This is a genomic window from Psychrobacter sp. AOP30-A2-5, assembly GCF_052378115.1.
Classification (GTDB): domain Bacteria; phylum Pseudomonadota; class Gammaproteobacteria; order Pseudomonadales; family Moraxellaceae; genus Psychrobacter.
The window spans coordinates 59,362-78,784 of record NZ_JBQSXK010000009.1 but is presented as its reverse complement, the minus strand read 5'-3'; the positions used below and the strand labels follow the sequence as shown (position 1 = coordinate 78,784).

Sequence of the window (19,423 nt, the reverse complement as noted above, 5' to 3'; positions counted from 1 at the left end):
GATAGGTGTTTTTTTAGGCAAAAATCTACCGCTACTCATAGTGACAATTAAATTCACTGAGTACTACATATAGCGTATTTGTTAGTAGGTAGGCACAATATAGCGGGAAAATTTTGAAAATACTATATTGATTTTAGCATCAAACTATGTTGCTGTGAGGTTGTGCTGTGTCCGAATTTTAGCAAAGGACGATGGGGTAAGGGTTAGACGCGATTGACTCAAATAATAAGTTTTTTGTAAAAATCGTAGGATCATTTGCTTTTCATTCGCGAGTAAATGACCCACCAATAAGGGGATATAGAACAATAATCATGAGGGCGCAGATTGTACAGCAAACCACAAAAAATCGCCACCCGTATGTGATTAATAGCGAGTGACGATTTCGACGGAAAAGCAGCTGGCTTTTTTTAAACGACAATTATCTGTTTATACGACCAAACGGACTGTTTTGGCAGCGTCGAGTGAGGCATACAGTACATTGACCTGATCGGCTGCTGTAAGATATAGATTGACCCGTGCTGAATGGAAGCGACCCGTTTTAGACGGTTTCACTTCTATCGAGGCCAAATCGAAATCAGGGAACTGACTGCCCAAAATAAGCTTCACTTCATTGAGTAAGTTCTCACGCTCGCCTTCATGACCAATGATGCTAAGTGGATAGTTCATTGGAAAGTCCCAGAGCTCAGGATTTTGAATATCCGTCCTTTTGCCTGTGATCACACCTTGATTGGGCGTTAGGTTGGTCATTTTTACTGATTTTTCATTTGCTGGTGCTTGGTTGTTGTTTTGATTGGTGCTGTCTTTTGGATCGTCAGTCATGATGTGTGCCTCGCTTTATTAAATGTTAGCTATTAGCATAAGAGCTTTATTCACCATTTATAGTGGCACTAAACTTATAATTCAAGTGCTAAAATGGCAATGACAGTATGCTATGGATCACTGTGATCTGTCATAAATTTTGCTCAGTCATCCATGATAATCAAATGTTAATACACATATCAGCTCATTTTTTATAAGCACAAACAGCGACATAATCCCCACGGTCATAGCCTTCGATGACTTCTTGCACCTTGTCATTGGCATACATAGGATGGGTCAGTAAGGTCTGCGCATACTCAAAATCGACGAAACCATTGGCTTGCATCAGCGCGATTTTTTCATCAGAGGTGCGCCAATTTGCTGATTTAACCAGCTCAATAGGATAGGGATCAGCAGGAGAGATATGCGCAAGTAGCGGATGCTCCCAAGTATTTAATGAGCTGGCCAAATTATATAAGCTGGCAAAACCGCTTTCTTTTGGCACATCGATAACAATCAATTTGCCGCCGGTTTTTAAGGCATCAAATGCCTTTTTAATACAGATATCCAAATCGTTGATGTAGCTGACACTGCCGTTAAACATGATGATATCAAACTTATTTGGCTCAATATCGCAAGTCTCGGCAGGACTAATATCCACTTGTAAGCCGCGCTTTTTAGCGATTTCAGCCATGTCTTTAGAAGGCTCAATGCCGTGCCTGATATGGATATCATAATCCTGCGCCAATAGTGACTCAAACAGTCCACTACCGCAGCCGATAGACAATATCTCACTATCCTTATCTAAGAAATGCGCGACCAGCTTTAGCTCACTGGTCAGTAAGTTTTGGTTGTCAAAAAACCAGCTGTCATACGCGCTTGCATGTTCATCAAATGCTGCCATGATGTTTCTCCTTGAGTGTGTCCATTATTATGTTTAGGGTTAAGTTAAATTTTATTTATAATAAATATGGTATATAAAAGTATTTGCCATAAAGCTAGCACTTTGCATAGGGCTAGGACAGATCAAGCGCTTGTTGCCAAAAATTCACTTCCATACGTGAAGCAGTATTAAATAACTGTTGGAATTTGTCTGCCTGAGCGGGGTTAGCCTGTGCTAGTAGCGTATTAATCTGCGCTTCATTCTGCGCGGTAATCGCTTGAAATTCGTCACTGGCAAAGACATCAATCCATGGCTGGTAAGGATTGTCCGCGACAAAACCTTGTTCTTTAATGCGTTTGCCAATTTCGCCATAGCCCATCAAACAAGGAGCAATTGCCGCATAAAGCTCAGCTAATGAGCCTGACATGGCAGCGTCCAATAGGTAGCGGCTATAGGCAATAGTCACGGCAGATTCAGAAGCGCTTTCTACTTCTTTAAGTGGGATGTCCCACTCATGACATAAATCGAGATACATGCCAATTTCCATATCTAGCATGGCATTGATGCCTGCTTGACCGACTCGCATTTGTGCCAGCGTATCACTCCTATACACGCTCAACGCCATCACACGGGTATAGTGAATAAGATATAAATAGTCTTGCACAAGATAGTGACGAAAGCTGTCAGGGGCGAGCGTACCTGCTGTTAGCTGTTTGACAAAATCATGCTGAATGTAGTCATCCCATGTGGGGCAATGGTGGCGTAATGTTTGGTAGTTCATAGTGTTCACTTACTGTTATAAAATGCGAGTAAGCAAAGAGTAGGAGGTGATCAGTGAGCAGGCACAAAAAAACCTTACCAGATTATATGAATAAACTGGCAAGGCTTGCTTAGCAATGTATGCTTAAGAGGTGTGCTATAAAATGTCACGCTTGTTTCCTACGTCAGTGCTAACTGCATCAGGTTCGCGGGTAACTCTCAGCCATGATTTTGAATTGTAGTTAAAGCATCAAAAATCAAAGCACCCCGACAAGGTTTATTTTTCAGAAATAAATATAAAGTTTATATAAGTTTAAACTGCTCGTACTTAAGCAATCGGCTCTATGGTAGACGAATTCAGTTATCATTAGCAAGTGATGCGCAAAAAACCATGAATAAAGGTTGTCTTACAAGCGTAAATAGGCAAGTTTTTACCTTTTATTAAGCTGATCAAGTACCACGAGAATGGTGAAAGAAATCACTATTTTCAAATGTATTTTTTATTCATAAACGCTCTACGATTGCCTATATTATTTAGCTACCCGACGGTAGGATATTAAAAAATATCTTATAAATTAAGGCAACATGTTTATGGGACACTGTCTCATTTAGCATTGATTAATTTATGCTTTATAATCATTCAGCTAAGAGGCTATGGCAAATAGCCATTGATAGGAGTGATCTCAGGCGGAATATCTGCCTCTTCTAGTGCTTCTCGCAGATTAATCTCGATAGTACGCGACAATGCAGTCAGGGGTAGTTTGTTGGCGGCTAAGCCGAAAGGCTCTTCTAGCTCTTCACTGAGGGCATCCAAACCAAAAAAGGTATAAGCGATCACGGCACAAATCAGTGGGGTCACCCAACCGAGCGAGGCCACCAAGCCAAAAGGCAACATGATGCAATACAGATAGGTCGTGCGATGGACCAGCAGCATATAAGCAAACGGCAGCGGTGTATTATGAATGCGCTCGCAGGCCGCCAATACAATGGTCATAGACGTCAGGCGCTCGTCCATGTTCTGTATGACTTGCTCTGACACCAGTCCTTGACGCCGAATGTCGCCGAGCTGCTTACCCATGAGGCGCATGATGTAATCAGGTAGGTTGCGCGCTTGGCGCATACTATCATGGTGTTTCGATGCGACAAAAGGCTCGACATCATGCCAAGGTGACGAGCCGCGCAGGCGATGGCGCACAGCATGCGCAAAAGCAATGGTCAGGTAAACCATCGTTCGCCCAGTCTCGTGCCCATTCTCGGTATCAGTATCTATAAAAGAAAGCACTTGACGGGTTAAGCTACGCGCATCATATACCAACTGACCCCAAAGCCCTCGAGCTTCCCACCAGCGTTGATAACTGGCATTGTTGCGAAATCCAAGAAATAGCGACAACGCGATTCCTAGCAAGGTAAAAGGAGCCATACCATAATAAGGAAAAGAGTCAGGAAGCCAGTGCTGAATAATTGTTATAAGTGTGCTGAGAAGCGCGATCAGCAAAATTTGCGGATAAATTTTTGGAATGACAGAGCCGTGCAGGGTAAAAAGTATCTTGAGGGCGTTTGGGGTTTGCCGGACAATCATGTCGGTTTCCTATCGATGGCATGTATAAAAAAGCGATGACAGAGGTATCAATCAGCGTATACTCAAATCATCGCGACCTATCATATCAGTAGTTACCAATATGGCAATAATAAGATGATACTTAAATACTCAAATCACTTTTGTATTGCGCAGCAGCAAGGGGAACGGTAAGCACGCTTTAAAGGGTCTCTTCTTCACGCAGCGTCAGCACTTCATAACCATCGGCAGTCACCGCGATGGTATGCTCCCATTGGGCAGAAAGCTTTTTGTCTGCAGTCACCACCGTCCAGCCGTCTTTTTTCATTTTTACTTTGGCTTTGCCTTGATTAATCATTGGCTCAATAGTAAAGGTCATGCCTTGTTCTAGAACCAAGCCTGCACCAGCGCGACCATAATGTAAAACTTCAGGCTGTTCGTGCATTTCGCGACCGATACCATGCCCGCAGTATTCTCTAACGACAGAGTAACCGTGCTGTTCGGCATGGCTTTGAATGGCATGCCCAACATCGCCGAGCGTTGCGCCCGGCTTGACCACACGGATACCTGCCCACATGGCCTCATAAGTGTTATCGACGAGGCGTTTTGTTAAGGGCATCACATCGCCAATCATATACATTTTGCTAGAATCGGCAATAAAGCTGCCTTTTTCTAAAGTAATGTCTACATTGATGATGTCGCCTGATTTTAGGACTTGATTGCTTGAGGGTACACCATGACAAACCACTTGATTGACAGAAGTATTGAGCACGTATTGGTAGCCGTATTGACCTTTGCTGGCAGGTCGCGCCTGCAAAACATCCACAATATAGCGCTCGACTAAATCATTGACAGTCATTGTGGAGATGCCAGCGACCATGTGCGTATCTAGGTAAGCAAAAACCGATGCCAATAAGCGTCCAGACTCGCGCATGATGGCCAATTCTTCAGGTGTTTTTAGCGCGATTTTAGCCATCGATAAGATTTCCTATATTAACATCTGCTCGTTTTAACTGCTCGCTGATGATATCGGTATAAGATGCGTGAGGATTGGCCTCGGCCAACATACCTATCTTTATCCAATACTCTGCCTGCGCGTTAATCGAACGTACCATTACCGCACTGGCTTTACGAAGCTCTTCGTGTAGCGCATCATCAATCTTAACAATACCCATTATTTTACCTAGTATATGAAATGTATACGAATCATATATATTGTATAGTGCCATTGCAAGCTCGTTCTTGTATTCCTTGATGAAGACATGTAGTTATAGCACTCGAGCCATCAAATCGATGGCACAAAAAAGCTGAGATATACTCAGCTTTTTTGGTTTGCCACTAGGCGTAATAAGATGTGCTTAGCACATACTATTTAAATTAGTCATTTTCAAGGAATGAGCGTAAATGCTCAGAACGTGAAGGATGACGCAATTTACGTAATGCTTTTGCCTCAATCTGACGAATACGCTCACGCGTTACATCAAACTGCTTACCAACTTCTTCTAACGTATGGTCGGTTGGCATATCGATACCAAAGCGCATTTTTAAGACACGTGCTTCACGCTCAGTCAAGTTGCCTAATACATCACGCGTCGCTTCACGCAGGCCAGCTGCGGTCGCATCATCGACAGGGCTTGAAATCGTACCATCTTCGATAAAGTCGCCTAGGTGCGAGTCTTCATCATCACCGATTGGCGTCTCCATAGAGATAGGCTCTTTGGCAATTTTTAGCACTTTACGGACTTTAACTTCGTCCATCTCTAAGCGTTCGCCTAATTCCTCAGGCGTTGGCTCGCGGCCCATTTCTTGTAGCAATTGACGTGAGACACGGTTTATCTTGTTAATGGTCTCAATCATATGCACAGGGATACGAATCGTGCGCGCTTGGTCAGCGATAGAGCGGGTAATCGCCTGACGAATCCACCACGTGGCATAGGTTGAGAATTTATAACCACGGCGGTATTCAAATTTATCAACCGCTTTCATCAGACCAATATTACCTTCTTGGATTAAGTCCAAGAACTGTAGACCACGGTTGGTATATTTCTTAGCGATAGAAATTACCAGACGCAAGTTAGCTTCGACCATCTCTTTTTTGGCACGGCGCGCTTTTGCTTCGCCAACCGCCATACGACGGGCGACGTCTTTCATGTCGTGGATTTTCATATCGAGCTGCTGCTCGTAATCACGAATTTTACGTTGTAGTAAAATCACATCGTCAGCGACTTTTTCTAGCGTACCTGCAAAAGCAGGCTTGCCTTTAATACGCTCAATGAGCCAATCAACGTTGGTTTCATTGCTAGGGAAAGTTTTACGGAATTCATCACGCGGCATACGACCACGGCGAATCACCAAACGCATGATTTGACGCTCTTGCTTACGCACATCGTCATAGACGTCATGCATGATAGCCATCACTTGGTCTGACAAGCGATTGTTCAGCTTTAGCATCATAAAGCGTTCGGCAAGTAGGGCATAAGCAGCATCTGCTTCTACGCTACCACGGCCATAATCAAGCAAGGCTTGTTTGGCTTTGATAAATAAGTGTTCAATCTCTTCTAGACGTAAGCGTACTTCTTCTGGATCGATACCGCCGGTTTCTTCTTCGGCTTCTTCTTCAACTTCGACTTCATCGTCCTCGTCATCATCGTCAAGCGCAGCTTTGGCATTGGCTTTTGGTTTGATAACTGGCGGATTCTCTTTTTCTTCTTTAATACGCTCGCGTTCTTCTTTCGCCGCTTCTTTTGCTTCTTGGGCGGCGATTTTGTCTTCTTCGGTTTCAGGGTCTAAAAAACCTGTGATGACGTCAGACAATTTTTTCTCGCCATCTTGGACTTTTTGGTACTCATCAAGGACGAACTGTACCGTACCCGGCCAGTAAGACATGGCATGCTGCACGTCACGAATACCTTCTTCGATACGCTTAGCAATGGCAATCTCGCCTTCACGGGTTAAGAGGTCAACCGTACCCATTTCACGCATATACATACGTACAGGGTCAGTGGTACGACCAGGCTCAGTCTCGACCGAAGCCAAAACCGCTGCTGCCTCATCGGCTGCCATGTCATCATCGCTTGAATCATCGTTCATCAAGATGTCATCGGCGTCGGGCGCAGATTCAAAAATTTTAATGCCAACGTCCGTTAGCATTTGCACGATATCTTCAATCTGATCACTTTCAGTAATAGAGTCGGGCAGTTGGTCATTCACCTCAGCATAGGTCAAATACCCTTGCTCTTTACCCATTTGGATTAAGGTGGCCAGTTGAGATGTGGACTTAGAAACTGACTTATCGTTCATAAATACTCGCTTGCTTGTATCGGACATTTTTATATTGTGACTCGCTATCGCTTACGGGGTGCGTTGATATAATCAATCGATTCATCAAAATATGGCGTAAAGGTTGTCAATAATAACAAAAATGAGTGGATATGAATAAAGGCTCAAAATACTACAATTACAATGCTAAAAAACTGCTAGAAATTAGTAACGCTAAAAAGTCTTCAAGATAACATTATCTAAAAAATAATATATAAAAATAACGGTCCCTAAAAACGGATACTTCAAAATAATATCTAAAATTTGTGCTTAAGGAGGCGGATTTATCGCCATCTATTAAATCGGGCTATAAATAGTTAGCGACACAGTTTAACACACACCAGCGTAATCAAGCACGAGGTAGTGATATCTACCGACCATTTCTTACTGATTATTTTATATCAGCCAAATGATTAAATGGCAATACATGCTATTGGGCATAATCATTAGTAGTGGGGGCAGCCGCTATACTTTTAAAGGGTTGGAGATTTTTTAGCAAAAATAATGGCAAACGTTAAGATTTGACGGTAACCATCTGCGCTGACTGCTCAGCTTGCTGCGCGCGTAACCAATCATTTAATAATTGCGACTGCTTACGGACAATCGCCAGCTTGATATGATCAGGATTTTTGATGAGCTCTTGCATCTTTTTTTGCAGATGTAACTTGAGCAACTGCATCACCAAGTTTTCGATCAACTCATCCAAGCTCAAAATATTTCTGCCAATTAATGTCTTATAAAATCCGCCCCAGCTACGGCTAAGTGTCTCTTGGGTGATTGGCTTGACATTAGACAATATAAAGTGTGCGGCGGCGTTGGCATCTTTGGGTAAATGATTCAGGCAGCGTTTGATGGTGCTAACGATATCCAGCAAGGCGATATCTTGCAAATCTTCCCAAGCAAGCGGACGCAAGATGTCAGGCGCGGCTTTTTGCTTGATGTGTGCTGGCAGCTGTAAATCAATAATACCTGCCTGCTGCCAAATGGCTTCGATAGGGTCTTCAATTAAGGCGCGTGGCTGAAACAAAAAACAAAGTTGCAATTGCTGACTGATGGTCATGTCACCATCAAAATCTAGCAGCGCATCTTTGGCTTCGATATTTTGGCTACGTTTACCACCCAGCTTCTGATAGACGTCATTGTTCAGCAAATAGCGAAAGCTACTGCCTTTAGGTAATGCAGTGGTCAAGGCACGTACTTGCGACATGAGCTTGGCTTTGCCTTCTGCCAAGGTTAAATCGTAACGCTCGCTTAAATAGGCAAAAATATACTGTGACAATGGCATGGCATTCGCGATTTGCTCACGCATGGCATCGCCGCCCTGACTCTTAATAAACGTATCAGGATCATGATTATTTGGTAGGGTCAAAAACCGCAACTCTTTGTCATCAGCCAGTACTGGCAAAGCCACTTCAAGGGTACGCCAAGCCGCTTTTTGTCCCGCGCTATCGCCATCAAAGCTCAAGGTTAGGGTAGGGTTTAATGTTAAAAGTCGTGAGATTTGGCTTTCATTTATCGCCGTACCCATGGAAGCAATAGCGCCATAAATACCCGCTTGGTAAAGGGCAATCACATCCATATAGCCTTCGACCACCAGCCAGCTGTCGGCACGTTGTTGGCGTGATTCATAATAGCCATACAGCACATGCTGTTTATGAAAAACGGGTGAGTCAGAGGAGTTGATATATTTGGGTTTTACCTCATCATCGAGCGCCCGCCCACCAAAACCAATGGTGCGTCCTTGATTGTCTCGAATCGGGAAAATGACCCGATCACGGAGTAGATCATAGTCGCGCCCTGACTCTGATTGGCGCACCAAACCAAGCGCCTTTAGCCCTTCAATATCTTGTGGAAACTGATGCTCAAGATGCTGCCACCCAAAGGGCGCATAGCCTAAACCAAAGGTCTCAAAGATGTCTTCGGTGATGCCACGCGATAAAAAATAGTGCTTAGCATGCGGATGAAGGGTGAGATTGTGCTGATAAAACTGCTGGATTTGCTCTAACAGCTCATACAGGTTACCGTCTTTATCGGAAACGCTATGATCATCGTACAATGCCGCAGCGTCAGTATCGCCACCTGTCAACCATGCTGGCGGATAGCTATTATCATCTTGGTAGTCTGCGCCATAAGAATCTTCTGGATAAGACGCTGAGTCGTAAGCATCTAGCGGTGGATACTCATCGTAGCCGTTGCTACTGTCGTGATAAACGGGCTGATCGGTATCGCCGTACTGGTTTTGTTGCTGAATAGCCGAAGTAGCGTTAATAGAAGGCGCATTAATTGCTTGAGCAGGACTTTTAGCGTCGATAGTCGGATTAGGTGTTGGCGGTGGTGCAATCGGTTTTGGTGCACGGCGCTGGTAGCTGACGTTTTGTTGCTCTTCTTTTGGGACTTCGATGCCCGTCTGCTTTGATAGCTCATTAACCGCTTCAATAAAAGTTAAGTTTTCATAATCGCGTAAAAAACTGATGGCATTACCGCCGACGCTACAGCCAAAGCAGTGATAGATGTTTTTTTGTGGATTGACATAAAAAGAGGGCGACTTTTCGCCATGAAATGGACAGCAGCCTTTAAACTCACTACCAGCACGTTTAAGCGTCGTATGACGCCCAATGATACTGATTAAGTCAGCTTGGCTATTTAATTGGTCGAGAATGTGATTTGGAATACTCATGCAAAAAACAGTTTACCATAGGTGTATTATCTTAAGCATAGGCAATATTGGGCACAAACAATATTGGGCATAGATAATGAAACAGAAACAGAAAAAATAAGGCCAACTCTGTCGTTGACCTTATTTTTTTCATGATGTGCGTTGATGTGCTAAAAAGAAGAAACGTTCTCTTAATTAAAGAAAAGACGTTGCCTCAAATCCAGCGCATTTATTCATCATTCATATCGACATCTGCTGGCATGATATCAATCCCTTGAACAGGCAATGTCGTACGGCGTACAGGATTGGTGTTTTGCGGATCGACATTGGCTTCTCTTGCCGTAGAGCCAGTGCTCGATTGGCTAGTAATGCGCTCAGCGGAAGCTTCAGGCAGACCCAAGCCGACATTGATACCAGTATTGGCGCGCACAGGTGAAGTACCTTGCGCTGCACTGGCTGCTGCATTATCGCTTGGCAGTCTTAATTGACTGGCGTTACGAATAACCTGAGTTTTGGTCGCGCCGTTATAGTCGCCTGTCGCAACTGATGAAGTATCTTTGTTAAAACGACTTAACTGTCCAAAAGTCAATTTGTTGATGAAAGAACGCTCACGTTTGGTGTCGAGTTTAACGCGTCCATCGGCACTTAACATGTTGGGATAATTAATCTGTAATAGAGTTTTGTATTCTGCTGCCAAATCAGACATACCCAATTTATCATAGCTATAAGCTAAGACTGCGATTGCGTCTGGGATGGATTCACTAAGTGGATAGTATTGAAACACCCATTTGGCGCGGTTAACAGCAGCGACATAAGCTTCGCGCTCGATATACCAGTTGGCTGCACTCATCTCACTTTCAGCAAACTGATTGTAAATGAAAGTCATGCGCTGAGCGGCATCTGGCGCGTAAGGGCTGTTAGGGTACTTATTAATAAGCTCTTGAAAGTTAGCGAAGGCAATACGTAAATAGGCGGTATCACGCTCAGCTTGATTGAGCTTAAACAGTTTCAGGCCTTCTGATGAGCCTTGCATATTGGCGACGCCGCGCACATAGTAAGCGTAGCTGACTTGCGGATTAGAAGGATATAGGTTAATGAATTGCTCAGCGCTGGCAGCTGCCATTTCATACTTACCACTGGCATATTGTGCGTACATCATGTCGAGTAATGCTTGCTCAGCGTATTGTCCAGTAGGATAAAAAGTGCGCAGATTGGTCAAATCTTCGATGGCTTGTGTATAGCGGCCTTTATCAATCTGGGTAATGGCGTCGTTATAATAGTTCTGCTCTGATTTTTCGGCAGTTTCTACTGCATCGACGTCTTTACCGCCAGTCAGGTTTTTGAAAGTCTGACAGCCCACTAAGTTTACGCTTAGCGCAAGTAGGGTTATTGAGGACAGTTTGATAAACGTATTGCCAACAGCTTGCATACTTCTTCTCCGACACAAGACGTATAATAGCAGCGACGCTATCATACTAGATATTAGGTTAATGATAAAAAACGATGCGTAGGCATCAATAGTGGTCTGTCATCTACTATGTCAATCATCGGACATACCAGTTATCGTTATTAAAAAACGCTTGATGGCATAGGGTTTATATCAAACCAAATGCTTTTAATAAAAATTCGATAAGCGTACAGTGGCATAGCATACAGCAAAATATGGCTATACTTTATAGAATAACGTTTGCTTCGTCTATTTTTTCGCCATCTATATTGTACTTAATCCAATCGTGCTCATCGAATTTGAGTCAGTATCGTACAGTTATTAGTCTACTGCAACACAGGTGCGATATGCTGCTGCTCGCAATGAGCTGTACACCAACGCATGTCAGTTTGACATTTTAACATGAGCTGCTGTCACGAGCGATATCGAATGTCGCTGACACTGATAAATATACAGTAAATTACAGCAATGTCATATTTTAGAGAGTTAAGTACGGCGCTGACGCTCGCTGCGGTATAATCAAAAAATGACAGATAACACACAGCTTCTATAGGGCTTAGGCGCTTGGCATGCTACACTAGCATGGTATTGCCTCCGCTTTTTTCGACGACGATCGCTTTTATGATAAGCGATTGATAGCGAATGGCCTTTTGTTTTTTATAGCGTTACGCTTAACACTTTATTAGAAATTTCTCAAAAGCTACCTTTCAAAACCATGTCAGGCGCTTTGCCATATATAAATCTGCTATGAATAATAATGCTATGACTACCCATTTACCACCGAATCAATCACGACAGACTGATTCATCAGCACAAGAGTCACCGATGCCAAATGACGTTTTAAATAATAGTGAATTACCTGACGATAATCAGTCGATGCTTGATGAGCAAAGCCATAGCGATCATGTTTTAGAAGACGCTGTGTCAGAAGAAGCTATGTTAAAAGATAGTGATGAGCTTGACGACGATATGATAGATAGCAGCGATGAAGATGCTGACGACATTGATGATAGCGACGATGATGAAGCGTCAGCCGCCGGTCAAGTGGTGCCAGTAATTATTAATATGACGCATACGGTTATAGAAGACGAAGCTGGTTTACGTATTGATAAATTGGCTTCAAAAATATTTACCGATTTCTCACGTGTTCAATTACAAGGTTGGATCAGTGATGGCAGCCTGCTGTATAACGATGGCGTGCAAAAACCGAAAATTCGTGTCAGAGCGGGTGATGTGCTGCAGTTAACCACCACATTAGAGCAGCATAGTGAAGATCAACCAGAAAATATAGACATCGATGTGGTCTATGAAGATGATGACGTATTGGTCATCAATAAACCTGTTGGCATGGTAGTGCATCCTGGTGCGGGTAACCAAACCGGCACCTTGGTCAATGCACTGCTGTATCACTATCCGCAGCAGCACCATCTGCCGCGTGCAGGTCTGGTGCACCGTATTGATAAAGATACCTCAGGGCTATTGTTGATTGGTAAAACCAAGCCAGCACAGCTTGCGCTGATGGAGCAACTAAAGGACAAGTCGGTCTATCGTCACTATCAATGTGTGGTAGCAGGGGATGCAGCGAGTCTATCGCGCCATCGCCGTATTGACGCCCCAATCGGTCGTCACCGTAATCAGCGTACTAAAATGACGGTAATGACGGCAGGACGTGAAGCTGTGACACATTTACTGAATGTGACCGCGCTTAACGGCAATTATTGCTTGTTGGATGTAGGTCTTGAAACGGGACGTACGCACCAAATTCGTGTGCATTTAAGTCATGTTACTTATCCGATAGTGGGTGATCGTGTCTATGGTGGTCGTCGTCAATTGCGGGCAGGACTGACAGAAGCCCAGCGTCAAGCGATTAATAATTTTCCACGTCAAGCCTTGCATGCCTACACACTGGGTTTCGTGCATCCAACGACTGGTGAAGATATCGAAGTCACCACACCACTGCCTGAAGATATGCAGCAGTTAATGGCTGTGCTAAGTGATGGCTATGATGACGAGTAGACCGCTCCTTGTAGGCGAGAGCGTAAAGTCGCTTGTAAAAAACAGAGCCTAGTAGTAAATAGCGATCCGTGACATAAAAATGACTCATTAAGACGGTAAATCAGCCATGACTCATCAGTTTCCTATGACATTGCTTGCACAGATTGATGATGTGGCTGTTTTTCAAACGGCTGCCTTTTCAAGCGATGATGTTGAATCACAAGACCAGCCTACAGAACAGCTGGTACGACAGCAACATCAAGCGAATTATGGTGAGCTAAATTTAGGTTTGCATGTCAATGATGATGCTGCAAAAGTACTGAGCAATCGCATGCGTTTATTATCTGCCATCAATGAGCAGCTTGCACCCTTATCGTCGACATGCCAACACGTACCCATCAAACGCTTACACTGGGTTAACCAAGTTCATGGTAAGCAAATTCATGATGTTGATGGCACGGCGCTAGGTATGACGCCAATGTCTGCTGACGCGATGGTCAGTCGGCAACAAGGGCTTGGGCTGGCGATAATGACGGCTGACTGCGTACCGATAGTCTTATATCAGCCAGCTAGTGGTCAAATAGCAGCGATTCACGCGGGTTGGCAAGGTCTGGCTTGCGGGATTATTCAAGCGACTGTGCAATGCTTTACGCAATCGGGACAAATCAAAGCTTGGATTGGTGTTTGTATCAGTCAAGACAGCTATGAAGTTGGCGCTCAAGTTCGCAATCAATTATTGAAAGGTTGCACAGAAAATAAGTTATTGAACACAGCCAGTATTGAACATTTTGATTCGTTATATGTCATAGATTCTGTGGCTACTATTAAAGGCGATAGCAATAATCAACATGTACAGGATACGGTTGATAAGCTGTCAAGCTGTAACACAGTTGACACGAGAAAAATCAAGATAAACTTACCAAAGTTGGCAGCGGATCAGCTTAGTGCGGCGGGCGTTATAGTAGATGACACCTTATCTAGCAGCTGTAGTTATACTGATGACCACTATTATTCTTATCGGCGTCAAACGCATTTGCAACAGCCTGCTACAGGTCGAATGGCGCTGGTCATTGTACGTGGCGCTGCGTAGGATTACGCTATTTGCTGTTGCGCGCAATTAACTGTTGAACTTATATTGTTTTTATTTAACCATTTATAGCCATTATTAGAGTTTGTATGAATACACCTGCCAAATCGTCCACTACTGATAGCATACCGACTGTATCTATTGCTGTTATTTATCATAGCAACTACGGTCATACCAAGCGCGTCGCTGAAGCGATCGTTAAAGGGGCGCATCAGCAATTGCCAGCAGCACAGGCCAAAGCCGTTGATGTCCACAAGGTTGACTGGGATTATTTGGATCAGGCGGATTTGCTGGTTTTCGGTAGTGCCGTATATATGGGTAGTGTCACTGCTGAATTTAAGACTTTTATGGATGAAACCTCAAAGCGCTGGTATCATCGTAAATGGGAAGGCAAGTGGGCAGCCGCTTTTGCCAACTCTGGTGGGCTGAGTGGTGATAAGCTGGCGGTATTGCAGCAGATTTCTTTGTATGCGATGCAGCATGGTATGAACTGGATTGGATTACCGCTGATGCCGACAGGTCATGAGGCTCACGATTTAAACCGTTTATCTAGCTTTTTGGGCTTGATGACCCAGTCGCTTGATGGTCCCCCTGAGGAAACGCCAGGACGGGGAGATATTGATACAGCTATTTGGTTCGGCGATCATTTGGCCAAGACAATTGTCAAGCATCAGCCAGCGGCACGCCCTTGAAATGAATGGCTATTGAATCATTTAAGGTAATTTATTAAACATTAAAGGCAGATATCAAACCGATATCTGCCTTTTTTTTTGCTTATTTTATGAGTGTGATGGCACTATTTTTGATTTTTTGTACTGGTATTATTTTGAACCTGCACAGTGGTAGCAAGCGTATTTTTGACCAAGATGCTATTGGTAGGGGTGGTATTCACAGGGATAGGGCTGTCGACAAATTGAAATGATTGGCAGCCTGTCATTAACAGGGCTGATGTAAGTATATAAGCAAGAATCGGTAACTTCATAGTGGTGTCTCAGGCGGCGATCGGCAATGTGGAAATAGCGCCTATCATAAACAAAATATGGTGCGTTGCAATAGCTTGTTTCATAGCATTATAAAAATATGACTGATAAAAAAGCGAGTGCTAACTTAAGTCTATGTATCTATTATGTACAACTAAAATCGATGATGACAAAAAATGAAGCAAATTTTTGACAGCTATCTACAATGATAGGTTTTTTATAAAAGATATGCACCAAAAAAATAGAACTTTAGTTACTGATTTTAAAGGTATTATTTAAATGACCTATTATTACAATATAAAAAAACATATTACGTTATCAAAAACTGATAATGACAATGCGGTTCTTTACGTTTTGTAAAAATTTGAGACCAATACGTTACTCATTAAGTAATAGTAGCGAAATAGTCTTACATTAGTAGAGTGAGTAGACATCATTTAGTAACTATGCTTAGTAACTACGCTTATGAAATTACTTTTACCACGCTACTGTATTAAGCATTTACTGGATGATTTGCTACCTCATTTAATGGACTATCAATTGAGTATAACAAGTCGTCACTCATTAAGGCTTGCTCAATACTAAATGTTTCATCTCAATCATTCATCCTAATAATAATTACAACACCCTAGGTGCCAGCTATATGAGGATATTATGAAGCCACTTTCTGTGATGTTATCGATGCTCGTCATTGGTATGACCTCCAGCGCTGCGATGGCTGAAGGCGCAAGCGTCGTCAATACCAGCCTAGCGAATGCTAGCTTGCCTAATGCTAGCTTGCCTAATGCCAGTTTACCTAATATTAGTCCAGCCAATAGTGAGCTTGTCAATCGCGGTGCTTACATTGCCCGTGCAGCCGATTGCATGGCATGTCATGGCGAAGATTATACTGGCGGTACAGCGATCGAAACGCCGATGGGAGATATCTATTCAACCAATATTACCCCGTCTAAACGTTATGGTATCGGTGATTATACCGAAGCGGACCTAAAGAACGCGTTGCAAAAAGGTCGTACGCCAAGCCATATGCTTTACCCTGCCATGCCATATCCTTCTTATAGTGGCATGAAAGAAGAAGATATCAGTGCGTTGTTTGCTTATCTGCAAACCGTACCTGCTGTCGATGAAGCACCAAAATATAAAACTGACCTGCCGTTTCCCTTTAACATTCGCAGCTTAATGATTGGCTGGAATTTTCTTAATGTCCCGTCTACTGAAAACCGTGATGGTCTCACTGAGACGCAGCAACGTGGTGAATATATTGTCAATAACTTAGAGCACTGTGGTACTTGCCATACCCCGCGTAATAGTACTATGGGTTTCGATAAAAAAATGTATCTATCAGGTGCTCAGCTTGGTCATTGGCATGCACCAAATATCACGCCTGACGATTCGAGCGGTATCGGTAGTTGGAGTGAACAAGATATCGTCACTTATCTGCGTACTGGTGAGTTTGACCAGCGTGCCTATGCGGGTGGTCCTATGGGCGAGGCGGTTGCACATAGTACGCGCTACTTAAAAAATGAAGATTTGAATGCCATTGCTTCTTATCTAAAAGCGGTGCCTGCTATCCAAACAGATGATAAGGTCGCAGCCGTTGATGTCTCGCGTTTACCAACACCCATTAGCGAATCTATCACTCATGATTTACTGGCGCAAAAAGATTATTTAGCCCAAGCCAAAGCACAGGTGAGTAATGGCAGCAATTCACCAGAATCGCTATATTTGGCAGCCTGTGGTAGCTGTCACGGCGTTGATGGTTATGGTCAGTCTGATGCGCGTTACGCCCCTATCGTTGGACTCAGCAGTATTCGCCGTGAGAAACCTGATGCGCTGGTCAATATGATCCTTCATGGGGTAGAAGGTGCGACTAACACATCACCTATCATGCCAGGGTTCTCAGATGAGCTAAATAGCGAGCAAATCGCTGGTATTACCAATTATGTGCGTGTGAATTTTGGTGGTCTCAACAGTAGTGAGGTGAGTGCTAGTGATGTTGACCGTATCGCAACGACAGGTACTGACAAGCCCTTCTTAATCAAATACGCGGGCTTACTGGCAGTAATCGGTATCATCGTGGCCATTATTATCATTGTGTTTATTATACGAGCCATCTTGCGGTCTAGGCGCCGTCGTTAATTCATTGATTCTATAAAGACGATTCACATATTTATTATAGGACAAGATCTACAGGCAACATGGTAAGGCACAACAGCTCGAAAAACAGACGTAGAACTAAGTCGAGCTGATTAATAATACATATGCCTACCGTCTTGCAGGAACGTCTACTTTAAGGACATTATTATGAAAGACATACTTCAATCACCAACGCGGCGCCAACTGCTCTCGATGATTGGTAAAACAGCGGGCGCGACTGCGATGTATCAGGCGATGACGACATTAGGATTTGCGTCAGAGTCGAGTTTTAAAGAGACCATGGATCTTAAAGGTGCACCTCCTGGCGCTAGTGTCGTCATTCTTGGTGCGGGTCTTGGCGGGCTGACTGCAGCTTATGAGTTACGTAAAGCGGGCTACGATGTCAAAGTGCTCGAATATCAAAATCGTGGCGGCGGTCGTAGCTGGACATTGAACAGTGGGGACAAATATACCGAGCTTGGCGGCGAAGAAGTCACTTGTGATTTTGAAGAGGGCAATTATTTTAATGGTGGACCGTGGCGTCTGCCAAGCCATCATTATGCCGTCTTCCATTATTGCAAACAGTTTGGCGTTGAAATGCAGCCCTTTATTCAAACCAATGATCGTGCTTATTTGCATCGCAGTACTCATTTCGACGGCGTGCCGCAGCGTTTGGGTGATGTGAAAAACGATATCCAAGGTCATGTCGCCGAGCTGCTATCGAAATCAGTTAACGTCGGTGGTCTTGATCGCTCGGTCAATACTGAGGACAAAGAAAAGCTATTAGAAGGTTTAAAAGGCTGGGGGGTGCTGGATAAAGATTATCGTTACCGCGCCAGTAATGAGACCAGTAAACATCGCGGCTTTAGTGTGTTTCCAGGTGGTGGCTTGATGCCTGATGCGACGCCATCAAAACCTTTGCCGATTAGTGAGATACTAGATTCAGGTATGTGGGCAGATATTTATGGCAACCATATGACTTATGGTCATCAACCGACGATGTTTCAGCCAGTAGGTGGTATGGGGAAAATTGGTGATGCGTTCACCCGTGAATGCCGCGATATGATTGAGTTTAATGCAAAGGTTATTAAAATTCATCAAGATGACAGTGGCGTCACTGTCGATTATGTAGACAGCAACAGCCCAGATGGTGCCACCAAGACCATTCGTGCAGACTGGTGCGTGTGCAATATTCCATTAACTGTATTAACGCAGATGGATATCAATGTCTCCAAACCAATGAAGCAGGCGATGGCCGCCGTGCCTTATGAGACCTCTTATAAAGTCGGTCTAGAGTTCAACCGCCGCTTTTGGGAAGAAGATGAATGGATATTTGGTGGTCTGACTTATACCGACATGCCCATTGCTCAGATTGCCTACCCGTCACAAAATATGTTTAAAGATGGTACGGGCGTGCTACTCGGTGCGTATGGTTATGGTCCGACGTCTTATAAGTTTAATAGCTTAACGCCGCAAGAACGTATTAATGTTGCGCTTGCTTATGGTAAATACATCCATCCTCAGTATCCAAAAGAATTCCGCGCAGGGACATCAGTTGTCTGGCACCGCATCCCATGGACGCTCGGCTGTTACGGTATTTGGAATGAGTCGACCCGTCGTCAGCATTACGACACCTTGTGCAGTATTGATAATCGTATTGTGCTGACAGGCGAGCATTGCTCACACATTCCAGCATGGCAAGAAGGCGCTATTTTATCTGGTATGGATGCCGCAAAGCGCCTACATAAAAAAGCAAAAATGCTGGTTTAATAACGCTTGGGTTATATAAATAACTATAAGATTCAGAGG

General features: G+C 43.8%; 15 protein-coding genes. 5 read left to right on the top strand and 10 right to left on the bottom strand.

What is annotated here, in order from left to right:
- Nucleotides 1–426 precede the first annotated feature (426 nt).
- The 9 genes from ACT3S4_RS08340 to ACT3S4_RS08300 all read right to left on the bottom strand — a co-directional run bounded on the left by ACT3S4_RS08340 (nucleotide 427) and on the right by ACT3S4_RS08300 (nucleotide 11,398).
- Nucleotides 427–747, bottom strand: a complete 321-nt coding sequence (locus tag ACT3S4_RS08340; protein WP_045446256.1) for a YbeD family protein — start codon at nucleotides 745–747, stop codon at nucleotides 427–429.
- Between the two features lie 256 nt (nucleotides 748–1,003).
- On the bottom strand, nucleotides 1,004–1,702 hold the full coding sequence (locus ACT3S4_RS08335) for a class I SAM-dependent DNA methyltransferase (protein WP_087815611.1): 699 nt from the start codon (nucleotides 1,700–1,702) through the stop codon (nucleotides 1,004–1,006).
- A 112-nt stretch (nucleotides 1,703–1,814) separates the two neighbouring features.
- The gene (gene tenA, locus ACT3S4_RS08330; RefSeq protein ID WP_087815180.1) at nucleotides 1,815–2,462 is read right to left on the bottom strand and encodes a thiaminase II; all 648 of its coding nucleotides are present in this window, start codon (nucleotides 2,460–2,462) and stop codon (nucleotides 1,815–1,817) included.
- A 630-nt stretch (nucleotides 2,463–3,092) separates the two neighbouring features.
- Nucleotides 3,093–4,019, bottom strand: coding sequence for a bestrophin family protein (locus ACT3S4_RS08325; RefSeq protein WP_087815182.1), 927 nt, complete (start codon nucleotides 4,017–4,019; stop codon nucleotides 3,093–3,095).
- 178 nt (nucleotides 4,020–4,197) lie between these two features.
- The gene (map, locus tag ACT3S4_RS08320; protein WP_087815184.1) at nucleotides 4,198–4,971 is read right to left on the bottom strand and encodes a type I methionyl aminopeptidase; all 774 of its coding nucleotides are present in this window, start codon (nucleotides 4,969–4,971) and stop codon (nucleotides 4,198–4,200) included.
- Nucleotides 4,964–5,170 (bottom strand): ParD-like family protein, encoded by a 207-nt coding sequence (locus ACT3S4_RS08315; protein ID WP_045446174.1) that lies wholly within the window; start codon nucleotides 5,168–5,170, stop codon nucleotides 4,964–4,966. The genes map and ACT3S4_RS08315 overlap by 8 nt, the downstream gene beginning before the upstream one ends.
- Before the next feature lie 202 nt (nucleotides 5,171–5,372).
- Entirely contained in the window at nucleotides 5,373–7,295 is a 1,923-nt protein-coding gene (gene rpoD, locus ACT3S4_RS08310) for an RNA polymerase sigma factor RpoD (RefSeq protein WP_201563538.1), read from the bottom strand.
- Nucleotides 7,296–7,827: 532 nt separating this feature from the next.
- Nucleotides 7,828–9,990, bottom strand: coding sequence for a DNA primase (locus ACT3S4_RS08305; RefSeq protein ID WP_087815186.1), 2,163 nt, complete (start codon nucleotides 9,988–9,990; stop codon nucleotides 7,828–7,830).
- 208 nt (nucleotides 9,991–10,198) lie between these two features.
- Nucleotides 10,199–11,398, bottom strand: a complete 1,200-nt coding sequence (locus tag ACT3S4_RS08300; RefSeq protein ID WP_444760861.1) for an outer membrane protein assembly factor BamD — start codon at nucleotides 11,396–11,398, stop codon at nucleotides 10,199–10,201.
- Nucleotides 11,399–12,178: 780 nt separating this feature from the next.
- On the opposite strand from ACT3S4_RS08300, the gene ACT3S4_RS08295 reads away from it, so the two are divergent.
- The 3 genes from ACT3S4_RS08295 (at nucleotide 12,179) to ACT3S4_RS08285 (ending at nucleotide 15,190) form a co-directional block, all read left to right on the top strand.
- Nucleotides 12,179–13,432 carry an RluA family pseudouridine synthase gene (locus ACT3S4_RS08295; RefSeq protein ID WP_201553721.1) on the top strand — a complete coding sequence of 418 codons (1,254 nt, stop codon included), beginning with the start codon at nucleotides 12,179–12,181 and terminating at the stop codon, nucleotides 13,430–13,432.
- Nucleotides 13,433–13,538: 106 nt separating this feature from the next.
- Nucleotides 13,539–14,501 (top strand): polyphenol oxidase family protein, encoded by a 963-nt coding sequence (locus ACT3S4_RS08290; protein ID WP_201581264.1) that lies wholly within the window; start codon nucleotides 13,539–13,541, stop codon nucleotides 14,499–14,501.
- A gap of 86 nt (nucleotides 14,502–14,587) precedes the next feature.
- Entirely contained in the window at nucleotides 14,588–15,190 is a 603-nt protein-coding gene (locus tag ACT3S4_RS08285; protein ID WP_087815192.1) for a flavodoxin family protein, read from the top strand.
- Nucleotides 15,191–15,294: 104 nt separating this feature from the next.
- Here ACT3S4_RS08285 and ACT3S4_RS08280 read toward each other — a convergent pair whose 3' ends face one another.
- Nucleotides 15,295–15,480 carry a hypothetical protein gene (locus tag ACT3S4_RS08280; RefSeq protein ID WP_238049055.1) on the bottom strand — a complete coding sequence of 62 codons (186 nt, stop codon included), beginning with the start codon at nucleotides 15,478–15,480 and terminating at the stop codon, nucleotides 15,295–15,297.
- 652 nt (nucleotides 15,481–16,132) lie between these two features.
- On the opposite strand from ACT3S4_RS08280, the gene ACT3S4_RS08275 reads away from it, so the two are divergent.
- Nucleotides 16,133–17,617, top strand: coding sequence for a cytochrome c (locus ACT3S4_RS08275; RefSeq protein ID WP_444760860.1), 1,485 nt, complete (start codon nucleotides 16,133–16,135; stop codon nucleotides 17,615–17,617).
- Between the two features lie 165 nt (nucleotides 17,618–17,782).
- On the top strand, nucleotides 17,783–19,384 hold the full coding sequence (locus tag ACT3S4_RS08270; RefSeq protein WP_087815198.1) for a flavin monoamine oxidase family protein: 1,602 nt from the start codon (nucleotides 17,783–17,785) through the stop codon (nucleotides 19,382–19,384).
- Nucleotides 19,385–19,423 lie beyond the last annotated feature (39 nt).

What these genes read in the sequence shown, in the direction of transcription:
- ACT3S4_RS08340 (WP_045446256.1), bottom strand. Translation starts at nt 747, where the DNA reads ATGACCAACCTAACGCCCAATCAAGGTGTGATCACAGGCAAAAGGACG.
- ACT3S4_RS08335 (WP_087815611.1), bottom strand. Translation starts at nt 1,702, where the DNA reads ATGGCAGCATTTGATGAACATGCAAGCGCGTATGACAGCTGGTTTTTT.
- tenA (WP_087815180.1), bottom strand. Translation starts at nt 2,462, where the DNA reads ATGAACTACCAAACATTACGCCACCATTGCCCCACATGGGATGACTAC.
- ACT3S4_RS08325 (WP_087815182.1), bottom strand. Translation starts at nt 4,019, where the DNA reads ATGATTGTCCGGCAAACCCCAAACGCCCTCAAGATACTTTTTACCCTG.
- map (WP_087815184.1), bottom strand. Translation starts at nt 4,971, where the DNA reads ATGGCTAAAATCGCGCTAAAAACACCTGAAGAATTGGCCATCATGCGC.
- ACT3S4_RS08315 (WP_045446174.1), bottom strand. Translation starts at nt 5,170, where the DNA reads ATGGGTATTGTTAAGATTGATGATGCGCTACACGAAGAGCTTCGTAAA.
- rpoD (WP_201563538.1), bottom strand. Translation starts at nt 7,295, where the DNA reads ATGAACGATAAGTCAGTTTCTAAGTCCACATCTCAACTGGCCACCTTA.
- ACT3S4_RS08305 (WP_087815186.1), bottom strand. Translation starts at nt 9,990, where the DNA reads ATGAGTATTCCAAATCACATTCTCGACCAATTAAATAGCCAAGCTGAC.
- ACT3S4_RS08300 (WP_444760861.1), bottom strand. Translation starts at nt 11,398, where the DNA reads ATGCAAGCTGTTGGCAATACGTTTATCAAACTGTCCTCAATAACCCTA.
- ACT3S4_RS08295 (WP_201553721.1), top strand. Translation starts at nt 12,179, where the DNA reads ATGACTACCCATTTACCACCGAATCAATCACGACAGACTGATTCATCA.
- ACT3S4_RS08290 (WP_201581264.1), top strand. Translation starts at nt 13,539, where the DNA reads ATGACTCATCAGTTTCCTATGACATTGCTTGCACAGATTGATGATGTG.
- ACT3S4_RS08285 (WP_087815192.1), top strand. Translation starts at nt 14,588, where the DNA reads ATGAATACACCTGCCAAATCGTCCACTACTGATAGCATACCGACTGTA.
- ACT3S4_RS08280 (WP_238049055.1), bottom strand. Translation starts at nt 15,480, where the DNA reads ATGAAGTTACCGATTCTTGCTTATATACTTACATCAGCCCTGTTAATG.
- ACT3S4_RS08275 (WP_444760860.1), top strand. Translation starts at nt 16,133, where the DNA reads ATGAAGCCACTTTCTGTGATGTTATCGATGCTCGTCATTGGTATGACC.
- ACT3S4_RS08270 (WP_087815198.1), top strand. Translation starts at nt 17,783, where the DNA reads ATGAAAGACATACTTCAATCACCAACGCGGCGCCAACTGCTCTCGATG.